This window comes from Actinomycetota bacterium, from assembly GCA_030682655.1.
Lineage (GTDB): Bacteria > Actinomycetota > Coriobacteriia > Anaerosomatales > JAUXNU01 > JAUXNU01.
The window spans coordinates 1-13,349 of record JAUXNU010000173.1 but is presented as its reverse complement, the minus strand read 5'-3'; the positions used below and the strand labels follow the sequence as shown (position 1 = coordinate 13,349).

Genomic DNA, 13,349 nt, shown 5'->3' with positions numbered 1-13,349 from the left:
CTTCAGTTCTTCCTGGCGGAGAGGGGGGGATTCGAACCCCCGAGACGGGGGATACCCGCCTAACGGTTTTCGAGACCGCCGCATTCAACCACTCTGCCACCTCTCCGCGATGGCGCGAGCAGCCCGAGGCCGCTCAGAGCGCAAAGGCGAGTATACCGAGGGGGCGGAAGAGGGGCAACGGGTCAAGGAGGCCCCGCCATCACGGCCGGAGCCTCCGTCGTTGCGAGCGAACACACTCCCGGAGCGCTAGTCCCTCTGTCGGATATCCCGCCTCTGGAAGAGCACGAATGACGCCGCAATGAGTACCACCGTTGTCGCTGCGAGCACCACCGCCCCGACCCAGTCCATGCCGTTGTTGAGCGGATCGCTGCCCAAGTAGTAGTAGAACGGCGACAGCTTCTGAATGCCCGCGAGGTTGCTGTTGATCTCGCCGAGCGAGTTGAGTACGTGCGTCAGGGTGGCTGCGCCTATGGCCACCCACATCGCCACCTTCTTGCGCCCCGTCCCCGCCCCGACCGCCAGCGCCAAGGCACCGAACAACATGCCCACGAGGGTCGCCAGCACGCACGTTGCGGCAATGTACCCGACATCGATTCCTAGGTCTCCGACGATGGAGCCGAGCGCAACGCCCCCGAAGGTCGCCAGACCCACGAGGGAACCGAAGAGCAGCATGGTGAACGTCTTCTCGGCGATGATGCGCGCGCGGCTGATCGGATTGGCCAGCAGAAGGCCCATCGTCCGTTTGGACTCTTCGCCCGCAATGGCGCCCGCGCCGATTGCGATGGTCGCGATCATGATGACAACGGGAGCCATCATCCCGAACGTCTCGATCTGATACCAACCCTGCGGGGTGCTCAGATCGCCACCTCCGAAGATGGCGATCATCTGCTCGGGAAGCTGGTCACCCATAGCACGGGTCTCCTCAGGAATCACCGAGTAGAACGGCCCAAGCATGAAGCCCTGGATCAGGAACATGTATGCCGCCGACACCAACAACGTCGTCTGATACTCGGACGCCGTCTTGAACCAGACCGACGAGACGCGAGCTGCTCCCGCGAGCCGACCGATGATCTTGTCGGTCAGCGGATTGGCCCGGATCCGATCCATGATTGTGACGTCGGTGGACTGACCTTTGAGGTCCCGCCGATTCACACCAACGATCGCACCCGCACCGAAGAACGTCGACACACCGAGCAGTACTCCGACGTCGCTCCACTTGATGCCGTTGTACAAAGGACCGCTGCCGTCGAAGTAGTACCCCGGGAGAATCTTCACCCAGTCCTTGCCGCCTTCGAGAAGAGGCAGAAGCCCTACGCCGAGGAAAGACACGACCATGACGCCGATGGCTATGCCAAGCGCAGCCCCACGATTGCCGATCCACGAGCCAATGAGCAGCGCGAGGAACCCGTAGAACAAGCAGTTCGCCAACAGATGCACGCCCAGGGCGGCTACATCCATATCCCCGATCGAGACGTTGAGCACGCTCGCAAGAAGCAGCGTTGCACCCGCGAGCAGCGCCACGGTCACCGCGGTGAACAGGATCATCGACAGCGCCTTGGCTACCAGCACATGGCTGCGACTCTTGGGGTTGCCGAGCAGCAGGCCGAGAGTTCCATCGCGCTCCTCACCCGCGATCGCGGCCGCACCCATGGTGAACGCCATTGAAGCAATCACCATGGCGCCGTAGCTGCCCATGACGACGCTGATGGAGAGCGCACCGACGTCCATCTCGCCCTGAAGCCCGAGGAGGGAGAGGTAGGCCTCGGGCATGCTGGCAAAGACCGCGGGGTTGATGTTCTGGTAGGCCGCCATCGCCATTGCGCCCATCGCCACCATGCTGAGAAGGGCGATCGTCCAGCCCCTCCAGCGATCCCTCATGGTCTTGAGAAAGACGCTCGTGAGCATCAGGAGGACACCTCCTCATCCTGGTAGTAGGTGAGGAAGATCTCTTCGAGGTCCGCGGACTGAGTGCTGATATCGACGATGGTGTATCGCCCCTCGATCGCCTTGAGGAGCGCGCCCATGTCGCCACCGAAGGTCATGAGCGCGTGGTTGCCCTGAGCCCTCACGTCACGCACGCCCTCAACTGCTTCGAACACCGACACGTCTGCCGGCGCATCGAGCTCGAGCTCGACCTGGCGCATCGCCTTCGCCCGCAGCTCGTGGACAGCCTCAAGCGCAACGAGATGTCCGTGGCGAATGATGCCGACCCGGTCAGCGACACGCTGGACCTCGGAGAGCGTGTGGCTCGACAGGAACACGGTGCATCCCCCATCGGCCACCTCGCGCATCATCTTCTGGAGTTCGCGCTGCACGAGCGGATCGAGGCCTGAGCTGGGCTCGTCCATGATAAGGACCTCGGGCTTGCTCATGAATGCCTGGATGAGACCGACCTTCTGGCGGTTTCCCGAGGAGAGGTCCCCCACCTTCTTTGAGAGGTCCGCGTCCAGCCTCTCGGCAAGCCCATCAACGTGCTTGTAGTCGACGCCCCCGCGCAGATTGGCGAAGTAGGTGATCGTGTCCATGCCGGTGAGGTTCGGGTACATCGCCAGATCGCCTGGCAGATAGCCGATGTGCGTGCGGATCTCAACGGACTTCTCGTGCGTGTCCATCCCCAGAATCGAGGCCTTGCCGGAGGTCGGCCTGATCTCGTCCATCATCGTGCGGATCGTGGTCGTCTTGCCCGCCCCGTTAGGGCCAAGGAACCCGAAGATCTCACCCCCCGCGATTTCGAGATTCAGACCAACCAGAGCCTCGACCTTTCCGTAGTGCTTGGTGAGGCCCTCGGTCTTGATGGTGACACTGCTCATGAAGCCGCTCCCTTCCCCTCGTCAGAGATTGCTTCGCCCGTGACGAAGGCATCTCGCATCAGCTCGAATGAAGCATCCGTCATCACTCCGTCGTGCATCAACTCCAGGGTCGGGGCCAGATAGGCGCTCGCCGTGGTCGGATCCTCGGGTGTCTCTGTGACGTCGACACCGAGCAGCCGCTCCAGGTGGCGACCGAGCACCAGGTTGCCGAGCGACCACATAACCAGGATCGCCGCGCGGCCCTGTGGGTACGCGGTGGGCTTCATCAAGCCCGACTCCACCATCTGCTCCGAGTAGTCGACGGCGTCAGCGACCAGTTCGTCGACGAGCGCATCGACACGAGGAGAACTGTCTGTGAGAACTTGTGCGAGGTACCTGGTCAACGAGGGACCCTCGGACTGCTGCTTGAGTGCCTCCATCGGATCCATGGCCACGCCTGCTGCCGCCGCATCCTCCTTGATTCGCCGGATGCGTGCGGCAACACTCTCATCGCACGCCGCGCGAAGATCCTCCATCGACCCGAAGTGGTGAATCACGAGCCCGGGAGACACTCCGGCGGTCTTGGCCACATTGCGCGCCGTCATGGCCGCAACACCGTGCTCGGCGACACAGGTGATCGCCGCATCCCGGATGCGTGCCTTGGTTGTGCGGTCGTCAGTCTTGGTTGAACTCATGTTCAGTAGTCTAAACAGTTGTTCAGTCTTGGACAAGCGCACGCGCCCACCGAGCGATCATGGGGCGAGCGGAGCGGACCCTCCCCACGGACAGATCTTGTGTCACGAGCGGTTGCACTCGTGACCGCATTCACATCGTGTTATCGGTAGAAGCTGCGAATCGATCCTCCCCATGCGATTGACCTCGTAGAAGTTTAGGTCCCAGTGCGGCGGGCACGTACACCGTATTCCCTGTCTTCGCATGTCGAAAGAAGGTGACGACAGTGAACGCAGACATGGAGCATCGGGCCGAGCGGCTGGCAGATCTGTTCCCGGAGCCCGCCTACCGTGTGGAGCTCATCGCCAACGAAACGATGATCTGGATCCACAACGAGCGTACGGGTGCCATCGTCGAGATCGGGCAGCTCGACTTCGAACTCGAGCCTGAGGGCGACGCGGAGCTGGAGTACATACGCAGAACACTTGCGTAGAACCGTGCTCGGGACCCATATCGGCGCGTAGAGCGCCCGGACACCCGCCTCCTCGGTCAGACTTCCCGGAGCACGGCTGACAGGATTCTCGCGGCGTCGGAGGCCCCGAACGAGTAGCGCCGAAGGAGCGGCACAGCCGCACTCTCTCCACCTCAGCCTTGTTCAGACTCGCCCCACGCAGCCCCGTCCTGCGCTAGTATGCGCTCACACACATGAGGGGGTCCGACGACTCGGGGGAGCCGACGGGCACGAGATTCGCGGTATTTCACCGTGAGCAGGGGGACCGGTTTCCGGCATGACCGGAGGGCTACGCGCTCTCGCTTGCCTTGTGGCACTCGCAGCATTCCTATCCAGCCCGCTTCAAGCATCAGCCGAAGAGCTGCAAACGATATCTCCACACGGAGGCTACTCCACGTCGGGGCGCTGCGACGTTTGCCATGCCGCCGTCGCCGGCGGCTACGATCTCGTGCGCCCGGACTACGCCGATGACGCATGCATCTACTGCCACGTTGAGTCCACGCACTCCGGCACCTCCGTCTACGACGCTGATTCCGCAGGCATTATGGCCGCATCGGGTCACACACTGGGCGCCGCGCCGGAGATCCCCGGCTCATCCGCGTCCCAGCATGCTGAAACCGTGTGGCTCGAAACCGTGGATGCTCGTGGGCGCATCACGCGCTCCGCCATCGTCGTGCGCCGCTACGACCCGCAGCCCGCGCAGATGTACCGCCTCGTTCCCGCCAAGGACGGCGACGGCTGGCTGCGTGTGGGCCCCGTCTCGCTCCGGTGTGTGAACTGCCACGAGCCCCATGGAAACTCCCGGATGCTGTGGCAACCGGGCGACGCATCCTCTGATGGGGCAGGCTACAAGCTCCTGAGGCGCAGCCCCTCTGGCGCAGTCGGGCAGGCTCCGCGCTCCGATGGCACGTACCCCGAGCAAGCTCCCGTGAACGCAATCGAGAACACGGCGCGCGCAGGCGTCAACTTCAGCACGACGAGCTCGTTTGATGGCACCTACACGGCAAACGGCGTCGCCACCACCCGGCCGCGCTGGGTGGTGCAGGACTTCGCGCAAGACCGAACACGCGTGGACACCTCCACCCTGTCGTGGTGGTGCGCCGACTGCCACGACCTTATGCTGGGAGGCGCGCAGGAAGCCCCAGCGGAGCTCGGCGGCACCGTGCACGCCGAGCGCACGCACCCGTGCCCTCTCCCCGATGCAGGGGGCGGCCCCGGCCAGTGCTATACGTGTCACCGATCGGGGCTCGCTCCGGCATCAAGCAGCGACCCCTGTGTGCGGTGCCACTACGGCTCCGAGGACTACGCCCTCGACCGGTCCTCCTTGGCAGATGTCCGCTCGGACTTCCCGCACTCGGGACCACCCGGCGACATGAAGCTTCTAGGCGTTCACTTTCGACGACGCGGAGGAGTCCACGTGGTCGACCGTGGCCCTGAGTGCCGACTCTCTCGACGCGGTGTGCATGCGCTGTCACCCTGGGGTCGGTCACCAGCAGTAGGCGAGGCCGGGGACTCCCCTATTGTAGCTTGGCCTTCACCGCGCTCACGACGCCCGATTTCACCGAGTTAGGCCCGCCGAAGATGTAGCAGTTCGTGATGTTGCCCTTGTGCGCGGCAATCCAGTTGCCGGTCTCGGTCGTGAGCGTGTCGCCGTTCGTGAGCAAGAGCACCCCGCCCATTCGGCCGATCACGCCACCACCGGTGAGCGCATCCGGCAGCTTCGCCGCAATGCCCACCGCGGAATCCGATAGCCAGCCCCGGCTGATCGCATTGTTCGCAACGGTGATCGCCGTCGTGTAGCGCGAGCTCCCGTACCAGCGCAGCGCGCCGAGCGAGTTCTTCACGGTAGCGGAGACCGTCATGGGGCCGCCGCCGCCGACCACGGTCTCGGGGTCGAACTGGTCGATGACGCTCTGCGTGGCCGCCGGGATCGCGTCCTTGCTGACGAGCAGGATCGGATAGTGTTGTGCGGCCGCGATCGGCGAGAGCGCGAGCGCGTCGAAGAACTTGGCAGGGTCGGGCACGACGGACACCTCGGACACCCCAACCCCCGTGGGATGTGGAGATTGTACCCCGTCCTGCCAAACCCATCGAGCCGCCAGCATGCCCGCGCGGCCATCCCGCTCACCCCTCGGCGAACCGCTAGCCTGTCGGATAGGATGTACGGGAACAACCCGTAGTGCACGCCGGAAACGACGAGTATCCCGAGGAGCGCCATGCCGACCACGCAACACGTGTACCTGAACGGCCGGATCCTGCCCGCCGAGGATGCCACCGTCTCCCCATTCGATGTCGGCATCCTGCGCGGCTTCGCCGTCTTTGACCTACTAGAGACTGTGAAAGGACGACCGTTCCTGCTCGCAGAGCACCTGGAGAGGCTACGCGCTTCGGCAGCTCAGATCGGCCTCGCTGTCCCGTACACAGACGAAGTGATCGCAGCTGCAATCGACGAGCTGCTGGGGCTGAACGCGCACGAGGATGAAGCGACCATCCGGCTCGTACTCTCGGGCGGCGTGTCTCCCGATGGGATGAGATACGACCCCGCTACGCCTACCTTCTTCATCCTCACCCACGACAGCTTTCGGCTACCCGCCGAGGTCTACACGGACGGCGGCAAGCTTGTCCTGCACGAACACCAACGCGAGTTCCCTCTTGCGAAGACCACGAGCTACCTGACGTGGCTGAGCAACCACGACCGAATCGATGAGGCCGGCGCCATCGATATGCTCTTCCACAGCGGCGGGCTCATATCCGAGGCGGCGACCGCCAGCTTCATGGTTGTCAAGAACGGGCAGATCCACGCACCCGGCAAGGGTGTGCTGCCGGGGACGATCAAGGCATTCGCGCTGGACGTCGTGAAGGATCAGATTGAGATTGTCTACCGGGACGTCACGCTGGAAGAGGTACTCGACGCCGACGAGTCGTTCCTCACCTCGACGGTGCGCGGTGTGGTTCCGATCGTCCGGATCGATGACCGCGTGATCGCAGACGGCACGGTCGGACCTATCACACGCCAGGTTATGGAGGCCTATTCGGAAGCGGTAGGACAACGTGCGTAGGTACACACTGATGGCATTCGGGTGGTTCTTCCTCGGGCTCGGCGCGCTCGGCATGGCGCTGCCCGTGCTCCCAACCACGCCGTTCGTTCTCCTGGCTGCGGCTTGCTTCCTTCGCAGTTCGGAGAGGCTGCATGCCTGGCTGGTCGGTCATCCGGTCTTTGGCCCCCAGATTGCCGACTACTTGGAAGGCAAGGGACTGAGACGAAGGACCAAGTTCGTGGCTGTCCTCACCTTGTGGGCGAGCATGATTGCGTCTGCTGTTCTGTTCGTTCCGTTACTTGTCGGCGATGTGGCGATGCTTCTCACAGCCGCGGGCGTTACGATCTACCTCTTGCGCCTACCAACAGCCCCGGCGTCGTGAACCAGCTGCGGCGTTTCGCTCCCTACGAGCTGACGGTCACCGTCGCGTTCGAATCGAGCGGATTGGTCCGCACCGCCAATGAGAACAGATACGGATACGCCGTCTGCAGGTGCTGCGCGTAGTCGAGCCACTCCCCGGCCAGCGCCGCGTACGCGCGCTTGATGTCACCGGTCAGATGCAGCCGATCGCTCTCGGGCATTCCCGCGAAGTCACTGCGATGTTCGAGCTCCTCGGACAGGTGAAAGATCGCCCACAGCGCATCGGTGAAGCTCTTGTGCTCGAGCAGGTTGGGGTTCTGTAGCAGGCCAAGGAGAAACGCCCGCTTCTCAACGATGAAGGTTCGCAGCTCGCGCAGATCCTCCGGCGTGGCCTGCACGTCGTAGTCGTACGCGGCTGCTGCCTTCCTGGCGGTCTCGTACCGGCGCGCGTCCCACGCGGCGCTCACGAGAAAGTGCTCGCGGACCTCGACCGTCTCGTCCAGTGCTGAGATCCGATGCAGCAGGCCCGACCCGACCTCGCTGAAGAACGCACCGATGACCATGTTGAGCTTCTGCAGCATCTCCTGACGGGCGCGACGCTCGAGCAGCGAGTGCAGGATCATCGTCACGAACAACACTTCGATCGGCATCATCGCAATCTCGTGGAACCCGTAGATCGCGAGGTGGTGCAGGTCGCGAAAGATCAGGTAGTGCACAACCATCAGGACTGCCGAAGCCGCGACGAGTCCCAGGCCGAGCTTCACTCGCCAGTTGATCTTCTTCATCACGTCCGCCTTCACTCATGCTGGACCGGTTACCCGACATTCTGGCGGTGCCGCCAAGGGGTGTAGCACTCGACGATCCGGGCAATGTTGCTGTGCCACTACTCCCCATCGAGTCCTATCAGCAGACGAATCACCGCATGCGCCTGGTGAGCGGCAGCGACCATCACGCGGGACGCCAGCAGGGCGTGGCCCTCGCGGACGTCGGACTCCAGGTCACCGGCGACCCACAGGTTGTCGGCGACCCTCACGGTCTCGATGCGGTTCGCGCTGTCGTAGCCCGCGAGCCCCGACGCGCTCACGAGCGGAACGTCCGGGAGCTCGCGCCCACACACGTCCGCGATGAGTGTCTTGGTCTCCACGCCGTCGACGGCTTCGACAATCACGTCGGCGCCGGCAACGATCCTCGGCAGGCTGGCGGCGTCGATGAAACCGTCCACGAGCGTCAGTCGGGCGTCCGGGTCGATGCGGTCGAGCGTCTCGGCAAGCGCTTCGACCTTCAGCATCCCGATCTGATCGCGAAAGAACAGCTGGCGGTTCAGGTTGTCGACTTCGACCCGATCGACGTCGACGAGCGCCAGCGTCCGGACTCCGGAGCGCAGCAGCATCGCGGCTACATTGCTGCCCAGCCCACCGCAACCCAGAATCGCCACCGAGGACGCGCGCAAACGGGCGCGCAACTCGGGTTCGGGAATGCGCGTATCTGTGCTATTGGATCCGTCAGGCGCAATCATCAATCCCTACCCTCCCGCTACCGGCGGGAAGATCGCGAGCCGCTCGCCGGCATGCAGCTCAGCGGTCTCCTCGGCGTGGCGACCGTTGACGAAGACGATGCGCGGCTGATCAGGCAGGCCAAGGGTGGCGATCACGTCTGCGATGGTCGCACCGGACGCGAGATCGTATGCGCGCGTGCGGTCTTCGCCGGGCGCGACATGGAACCCTGAAAGCGACGCGAACAGCGCGACGTCGACCTTCATGCGCGACTCACCTCGTTCCTCATAGATCCGATGCCCGGCGACGCGGCCAGACGGCCGCCCGTGGGGAATCCCCGCCCTGCAACAAGTGTACCCCCGCCGAGTAACTCAGCGGGGGTACACGACCAGTGACGAATACGAGCTGCCGTTCTAGGCGAGGCCCATCCCCTTGGCCACCTCGGGCACGAAGTCGAACACCGTGTCGAGATCTGCATCGGTCACCGTGAACGTGACGTTGTGCGGCGGAAGCTCCTCGGTGATGAAGAACTCGGGCAGGCGATCGTCGGCAGTACCCATGCCGGCACGCTCGTTGAAGAGCCGCTCGTACACGAGCGTTTCCTTGCCAAGCTGCAGGAGCGCATCGACATCCCACTCCTGGCCTGTGTGCGCCTGGGCCATCTCGTGGATCGCTGTGAACGCCTCAGGGATATCGAGAACCGGGAACGCGACGAAAATGCACAGCCCGAACGAATCGAGCATCGCGGTCGCGATCTGCAGATTGCGAGAGAGCTCGACCTGGCCCTCGGGCTTCAAGGGGTCGACATCGCCGCCGACCTTCAGGATGTTCGTGGCGACCGCGTAGCCTGCGGTGTGATCCGCGCCCATCGTGGAGGTCGCGTAGGTGACGCCGATGCCCATGACGGAACGCGGGTCGTAGGCGGGCAGTGCCTGGTGCTTAACGACAGGGATGTTCTTTACACCGAACTTCTTGCCGGTCGCCTCGGCGCCATCACCGAGAACGCGGCCGGGCTCCCCGCCCTCGAACACGCTCTTGAGCGCGGCCAGGGCACCCTTGCCGTCGCCGAACTCCAGCGCGCCGGAAGCCATGTAGACCGCCATGGTGGCGCCCATCTCGATGGTGTCGAGGCCGAAGTCACCGCACGCGCGGTCGAGCTCGGCGATATCGTCGAGGTCGTCTATCCCACAGTCAGCGCCGAACGACCAAACCGTCTCGTACTCCGGTCCCTTCGTCTTGTAGTGGCCGTCCTTGTCGACCCAGTAGCGCGAGCACTGGATGACGCAACCCGTATGGCAGCCGTGCTGCACGTCGCCGCCACGCTCGAGGATGACCTCTCGCTGACGCTCACCGCTCGTCGCCTCCGCGCCCTCGAACGTGCCGGATGAGAAGTTCCGGGTCGGAAGTCCGCCCGCTTCAGAGAGGATGTTCGTGAGTACGTTCGTGCCGTACGTCGGCAGAGCCTGGCCGGAGACCGGATGTTCCTTGAGCGCGGCCGAGAACGTCTTGATGGCGGCGCTGAAGGCCTCCTTGTCGGCGTGCTCGGGCGTGCCGAGCCCCTTGTCCGAGATGACGATGGCCTTGAGCCCCTTGGAGCCCATCACCGCACCCAGGCCGCCACGGCCAGCAAAGCGGTTCGGGTAGCCCTTCATGTCCGAGATAGCGATGCCCGCAGCCCTCATACCAGCCTCGCCGGCTGGCCCGTTCGTGATGGTCGAGTAGCGATCGCCCTCGGGACGTGTTCCCTTGATCGCATCCGCGACGGCATAGTTGCCGGCCCCGGCCCACTGGTCGATGCGTGAGAGCGAAGCCTCCCCGTCCGCCTCGATCGTGAGCTGGTAGCGTGCCGAGGGATCGGCTGGCTTGCCGGTGACGACGATCGCCGCGATGCCCAGACGCCCGAGCGCGTTGGCCGCCTGACCGCCGGAGTTCGACTCCTTGATGCCGCCGGTCAACGGGCTCTTCGCCCCGACCGACAAGCGCCCGCCGTTCGGCGTGCTCGTCCCGCCAAGGAGACCCGGTGCGAACACGAGTACGTTGTCCGGCCCCAACGGGTCGGCCGTAGGCGGCACTTCATCGAACACGATCGCGGAAGTCAGAACTCGACCTCCGTAGCGTGCCCGCGAAGCAGGCAGATCCTCCTTCGTGATCGAGAGGTCCGACATGTTGACACGCAAGATGTACCTCATACGATTCCTCCTCCATACACACGCGCCGTCGACACGCTCAAGCGGCGCCCAGACATTCGAGTTTCATTCTGTATTCCCCATGGCAGAGGAGTCAGTCTGCCGTATCGCCAGAATCATTATGCGTTTCTTGGCCAGCGCGATACAGCCCGAGGTAGACGCGATGAGGGCCTGGCGTGCCCTGTGGCACGAACGCTATCCGGTCGCCAGGACGCACGATGTGCCCGATATCGTAGACGGTCCGGTTCACGAACACGCCCTCGATGATATCGAGATCGAGCTCGAGGTTGACCGCTATCTCGCGTGCGGTTGTGCCGTCGGCCGGGACCTCGACCTCCACGAGCGACGGCAAGCCGGCGGCGCTCCGGGCGGAGTGCAGCAGACCGAACATGCGAACCGTGACGGGGGGTTGATTCTCCATGCCCCCACGATACCCCGTCCGGCGTGCCCTAGGCCATTCGGGCGCAATCCCGTGTTTGCCGCCTGAACTTGATTTTCTTAAGTTCTCGCTTGACTTTCTTGATTCCTGGGTACACTATGACCGCAGGAACTCAACGAAAGGCCCCTCATGGCACACGAATGGCACGAGTTGACCGATCTGACCGGAGACCGCAAGTTCGCCGTAACCGGCGTTCGCCTGCACGACTCCGGCGTGACCATCGAAGGCGAGTTCGAGCTGCCGCCTCTGGCGGGATTGCGCTACGAGGATCAGGTCTTCGTTGGCGAGTTCGTCCGCTGCCACGGATCGATCAAACATATGGAGAAAGCGTTCGGCGTAAGCTACCCGACCATCAAGAACCGGCTCAACCGCGTCGCGACCCAGCTCCAACTCGTGCAGATCGAGATCGAGCCGACGTTGGACAGCGAGGACGTCCTCGGCCAGCTCGATCGCGGCGAACTCACGGCGACTGAGGCGGCGGAAAGGCTCAGGCGAGGGCGATGATTCTTCCTCCAGCAATCATCTACGTGAGCGTGAAGGAGGCCGACAAGAAGGGCTGGTGGTTCTGGCTGCCGCTGTTCCTGTTGTGGCCACTGCTGCTCGTGCTCGTGGCCCTCGCGCTCTGCGCGACGGTGTTCGTCGACATCGTCACGTGGCTCGCGGGTGCGCGCTTCCACCGCTACACCGAACTCATCTTGCGCCTCACGTCGCTGCTTGGCGAGTGCCGCGGCACGTGCGTGGACGTCGACGGTTCCGACCGCGTCAATATCAGAATCATCTAGAAAGGGAGTTGGACATCATGAGTGAAGATCGGACCCGCATCCTCGGCATGCTCGCCGAGGGCAAGATCACGGCAGTCGAAGCCGAGACACTGCTCGACGCCCTTCAGACACCGGCCGAGGAGACCGCTGCTTCCTCGACCTCCGCGTCGGCGGACTGGCCCACCGGGCCCGCGCCCTCGGGCACGCCCAAGTTCATGTACGTGAAAGTCACCGGCAAGGACACCGTCGACGTGAAGGTTCCCCTCGGGTTGCTGCGCGCGGGCCTCAAGCTCACGTCGCTCATTCCGCCGCAGGCGATGGACCAGATCAACGAGTCGATGAGCGACCACGGCATGTCGATCGACTTCAACAACTTCAAGCCCGAAGACATCGAAGACATCATCGAGAGCCTCCGTGAGATGGAAGTCAACGTCCAGTCCGGAGACGGAGACAACATCCGCGTCTTCTGCGCATAGGAGGACGCACGGCTGCTAGCTCGACGGCTCCGGATCCTCAAGCCCCCCGACCGGCTGCGGACGAACGGGCTTTCCAACTCCCGGGCGAACAAGCGCCCCGATGAGCGAGACCCCGCCCACGAGCAGTCCTCCGAACGGCACGATCAGCAAGCCGAAGAACGCTAGTCCGGACCCCAGCTCCTGGGCTGCGAACCGCCCATTGCCGAATGCCCATAGCGAGACTGCAGCCCCGGCACCAAAGACGAGCGCTCCGGCCAGGAACAGTCCGCTCGCCACGATGAGCCCGTGGCGAAAGGGCGACTGCGCACGTGTCGACCGGTATGTCGCATAGCCCACTGCAGGACCCGCCAGGTAGACCACGCCGGCGATCGGCGCGAGCACGAAACCGACCAGACCCAGGAGAACACCCAGCAGCCCTACTGCGTATGGCCACCGTGCTGCCTCGGATGGTCCCGCACCGAACCCGGTCTCGGCCGATTGAAAGGATCTTGTGACACATGTGTGGGTGAGAATCCGCCCTGAATGAGTTACGCACGTCGCCCCTGAGCTTGGGATACTGGCTTGTCTGAGAGTCAGGAAACCGAGCCACGGAGGACGACGTGCGCACAAGCAGTCTATTCAAGC

At 63.8% G+C, this 13,349-nt stretch carries 17 protein-coding genes and 1 tRNA gene; 7 read left to right on the top strand and 11 right to left on the bottom strand.

Annotated elements, in window-relative coordinates:
• Positions 1–13 precede the first annotated feature (13 nt).
• The 4 genes from Q8K99_11255 to Q8K99_11240 all read right to left on the bottom strand — a co-directional run bounded on the left by Q8K99_11255 (position 14) and on the right by Q8K99_11240 (position 3,484).
• Positions 14–106: transfer RNA gene (locus Q8K99_11255), tRNA-Ser, on the bottom strand.
• A 140-nt stretch (positions 107–246) separates the two neighbouring features.
• Positions 247–1,905 (bottom strand): ABC transporter permease subunit, encoded by a 1,659-nt coding sequence (locus tag Q8K99_11250; protein MDP2183131.1) that lies wholly within the window; start codon positions 1,903–1,905, stop codon positions 247–249.
• Positions 1,905–2,810 (bottom strand): ABC transporter ATP-binding protein, encoded by a 906-nt coding sequence (locus tag Q8K99_11245; GenBank protein MDP2183130.1) that lies wholly within the window; start codon positions 2,808–2,810, stop codon positions 1,905–1,907. Before Q8K99_11245 ends, Q8K99_11250 begins: the two co-directional genes overlap by 1 nt.
• The gene (locus tag Q8K99_11240; protein ID MDP2183129.1) at positions 2,807–3,484 is read right to left on the bottom strand and encodes a TetR family transcriptional regulator; all 678 of its coding nucleotides are present in this window, start codon (positions 3,482–3,484) and stop codon (positions 2,807–2,809) included. The genes Q8K99_11245 and Q8K99_11240 overlap by 4 nt, the downstream gene beginning before the upstream one ends.
• Before the next feature lie 263 nt (positions 3,485–3,747).
• Here Q8K99_11240 and Q8K99_11235 point away from each other — a divergent pair, with 263 nt between their 5' ends.
• Positions 3,748–3,954, top strand: coding sequence for a hypothetical protein (locus Q8K99_11235; GenBank protein ID MDP2183128.1), 207 nt, complete (start codon positions 3,748–3,750; stop codon positions 3,952–3,954).
• Between the two features lie 295 nt (positions 3,955–4,249).
• On the top strand, positions 4,250–5,542 hold the full coding sequence (locus tag Q8K99_11230) for a hypothetical protein (GenBank protein ID MDP2183127.1): 1,293 nt from the start codon (positions 4,250–4,252) through the stop codon (positions 5,540–5,542).
• Here the strand turns inward: Q8K99_11230 and Q8K99_11225 are convergent.
• Complete coding sequence (locus tag Q8K99_11225) at positions 5,490–6,014, bottom strand: cell wall-binding repeat-containing protein (GenBank protein ID MDP2183126.1); 525 nt, start codon at positions 6,012–6,014, stop codon at positions 5,490–5,492. The two genes, Q8K99_11230 and Q8K99_11225, sit on opposite strands and share 53 nt — an antisense overlap.
• A gap of 174 nt (positions 6,015–6,188) precedes the next feature.
• Between Q8K99_11225 and Q8K99_11220 the strand changes: the two genes are divergently transcribed.
• Positions 6,189–7,031 carry an aminotransferase class IV gene (locus tag Q8K99_11220; GenBank protein MDP2183125.1) on the top strand — a complete coding sequence of 281 codons (843 nt, stop codon included), beginning with the start codon at positions 6,189–6,191 and terminating at the stop codon, positions 7,029–7,031.
• 10 nt (positions 7,032–7,041) lie between these two features.
• Positions 7,042–7,392: a YbaN family protein gene (locus tag Q8K99_11215; GenBank protein ID MDP2183124.1), complete on the top strand. Its 351-nt coding sequence runs from the start codon at positions 7,042–7,044 to the stop codon at positions 7,390–7,392.
• A gap of 22 nt (positions 7,393–7,414) precedes the next feature.
• Here the strand turns inward: Q8K99_11215 and Q8K99_11210 are convergent, their stop codons facing one another.
• The 5 genes from Q8K99_11210 to Q8K99_11190 form a co-directional block, all read right to left on the bottom strand.
• Positions 7,415–8,155, bottom strand: a complete 741-nt coding sequence (locus Q8K99_11210) for a hypothetical protein (GenBank protein ID MDP2183123.1) — start codon at positions 8,153–8,155, stop codon at positions 7,415–7,417.
• A 98-nt stretch (positions 8,156–8,253) separates the two neighbouring features.
• Positions 8,254–8,886 carry a sulfur carrier protein ThiS adenylyltransferase ThiF gene (gene thiF, locus Q8K99_11205; GenBank protein MDP2183122.1) on the bottom strand — a complete coding sequence of 211 codons (633 nt, stop codon included), beginning with the start codon at positions 8,884–8,886 and terminating at the stop codon, positions 8,254–8,256.
• A 6-nt stretch (positions 8,887–8,892) separates the two neighbouring features.
• The gene (locus Q8K99_11200) at positions 8,893–9,129 is read right to left on the bottom strand and encodes a MoaD/ThiS family protein (GenBank protein ID MDP2183121.1); all 237 of its coding nucleotides are present in this window, start codon (positions 9,127–9,129) and stop codon (positions 8,893–8,895) included.
• A 147-nt stretch (positions 9,130–9,276) separates the two neighbouring features.
• On the bottom strand, positions 9,277–11,052 hold the full coding sequence (locus Q8K99_11195) for an aldehyde ferredoxin oxidoreductase C-terminal domain-containing protein (GenBank protein MDP2183120.1): 1,776 nt from the start codon (positions 11,050–11,052) through the stop codon (positions 9,277–9,279).
• Between the two features lie 91 nt (positions 11,053–11,143).
• Entirely contained in the window at positions 11,144–11,470 is a 327-nt protein-coding gene (locus tag Q8K99_11190; GenBank protein MDP2183119.1) for a MoaD/ThiS family protein, read from the bottom strand.
• A gap of 147 nt (positions 11,471–11,617) precedes the next feature.
• Between Q8K99_11190 and Q8K99_11185 the strand changes: the two genes are divergently transcribed.
• The 3 genes from Q8K99_11185 to Q8K99_11175 are packed head-to-tail and all read left to right on the top strand — an operon-like array spanning position 11,618 to position 12,725.
• Positions 11,618–11,992 (top strand): DUF2089 family protein, encoded by a 375-nt coding sequence (locus tag Q8K99_11185; protein MDP2183118.1) that lies wholly within the window; start codon positions 11,618–11,620, stop codon positions 11,990–11,992.
• Positions 11,989–12,270, top strand: coding sequence for a hypothetical protein (locus Q8K99_11180; GenBank protein ID MDP2183117.1), 282 nt, complete (start codon positions 11,989–11,991; stop codon positions 12,268–12,270). The genes Q8K99_11185 and Q8K99_11180 overlap by 4 nt, the downstream gene beginning before the upstream one ends.
• 17 nt (positions 12,271–12,287) lie before the next feature.
• Positions 12,288–12,725, top strand: a complete 438-nt coding sequence (locus Q8K99_11175) for a hypothetical protein (protein ID MDP2183116.1) — start codon at positions 12,288–12,290, stop codon at positions 12,723–12,725.
• 15 nt (positions 12,726–12,740) lie between these two features.
• Here the strand turns inward: Q8K99_11175 and Q8K99_11170 are convergent, their stop codons facing one another.
• Entirely contained in the window at positions 12,741–13,106 is a 366-nt protein-coding gene (locus tag Q8K99_11170; GenBank protein ID MDP2183115.1) for a hypothetical protein, read from the bottom strand.
• Positions 13,107–13,349 lie beyond the last annotated feature (243 nt).

Coding starts and splice junctions, on each gene's coding strand:
- Q8K99_11250 (MDP2183131.1), bottom strand. CDS start 1,905: ATGCTCACGAGCGTCTTTCTCAAGACCATGAGGGATCGCTGGAGGGGC.
- Q8K99_11245 (MDP2183130.1), bottom strand. CDS start 2,810: ATGAGCAGTGTCACCATCAAGACCGAGGGCCTCACCAAGCACTACGGA.
- Q8K99_11240 (MDP2183129.1), bottom strand. CDS start 3,484: ATGAGTTCAACCAAGACTGACGACCGCACAACCAAGGCACGCATCCGG.
- Q8K99_11230 (MDP2183127.1), top strand. CDS start 4,250: ATGACCGGAGGGCTACGCGCTCTCGCTTGCCTTGTGGCACTCGCAGCA.
- Q8K99_11220 (MDP2183125.1), top strand. CDS start 6,189: ATGCCGACCACGCAACACGTGTACCTGAACGGCCGGATCCTGCCCGCC.
- Q8K99_11215 (MDP2183124.1), top strand. CDS start 7,042: ATGGCATTCGGGTGGTTCTTCCTCGGGCTCGGCGCGCTCGGCATGGCG.
- Q8K99_11210 (MDP2183123.1), bottom strand. CDS start 8,155: ATGAAGAAGATCAACTGGCGAGTGAAGCTCGGCCTGGGACTCGTCGCG.
- thiF (MDP2183122.1), bottom strand. CDS start 8,886: ATGATTGCGCCTGACGGATCCAATAGCACAGATACGCGCATTCCCGAA.
- Q8K99_11200 (MDP2183121.1), bottom strand. CDS start 9,129: ATGAAGGTCGACGTCGCGCTGTTCGCGTCGCTTTCAGGGTTCCATGTC.
- Q8K99_11195 (MDP2183120.1), bottom strand. CDS start 11,052: ATGAGGTACATCTTGCGTGTCAACATGTCGGACCTCTCGATCACGAAG.
- Q8K99_11190 (MDP2183119.1), bottom strand. CDS start 11,470: ATGGAGAATCAACCCCCCGTCACGGTTCGCATGTTCGGTCTGCTGCAC.
- Q8K99_11185 (MDP2183118.1), top strand. CDS start 11,618: ATGGCACACGAATGGCACGAGTTGACCGATCTGACCGGAGACCGCAAG.
- Q8K99_11180 (MDP2183117.1), top strand. CDS start 11,989: ATGATTCTTCCTCCAGCAATCATCTACGTGAGCGTGAAGGAGGCCGAC.
- Q8K99_11175 (MDP2183116.1), top strand. CDS start 12,288: ATGAGTGAAGATCGGACCCGCATCCTCGGCATGCTCGCCGAGGGCAAG.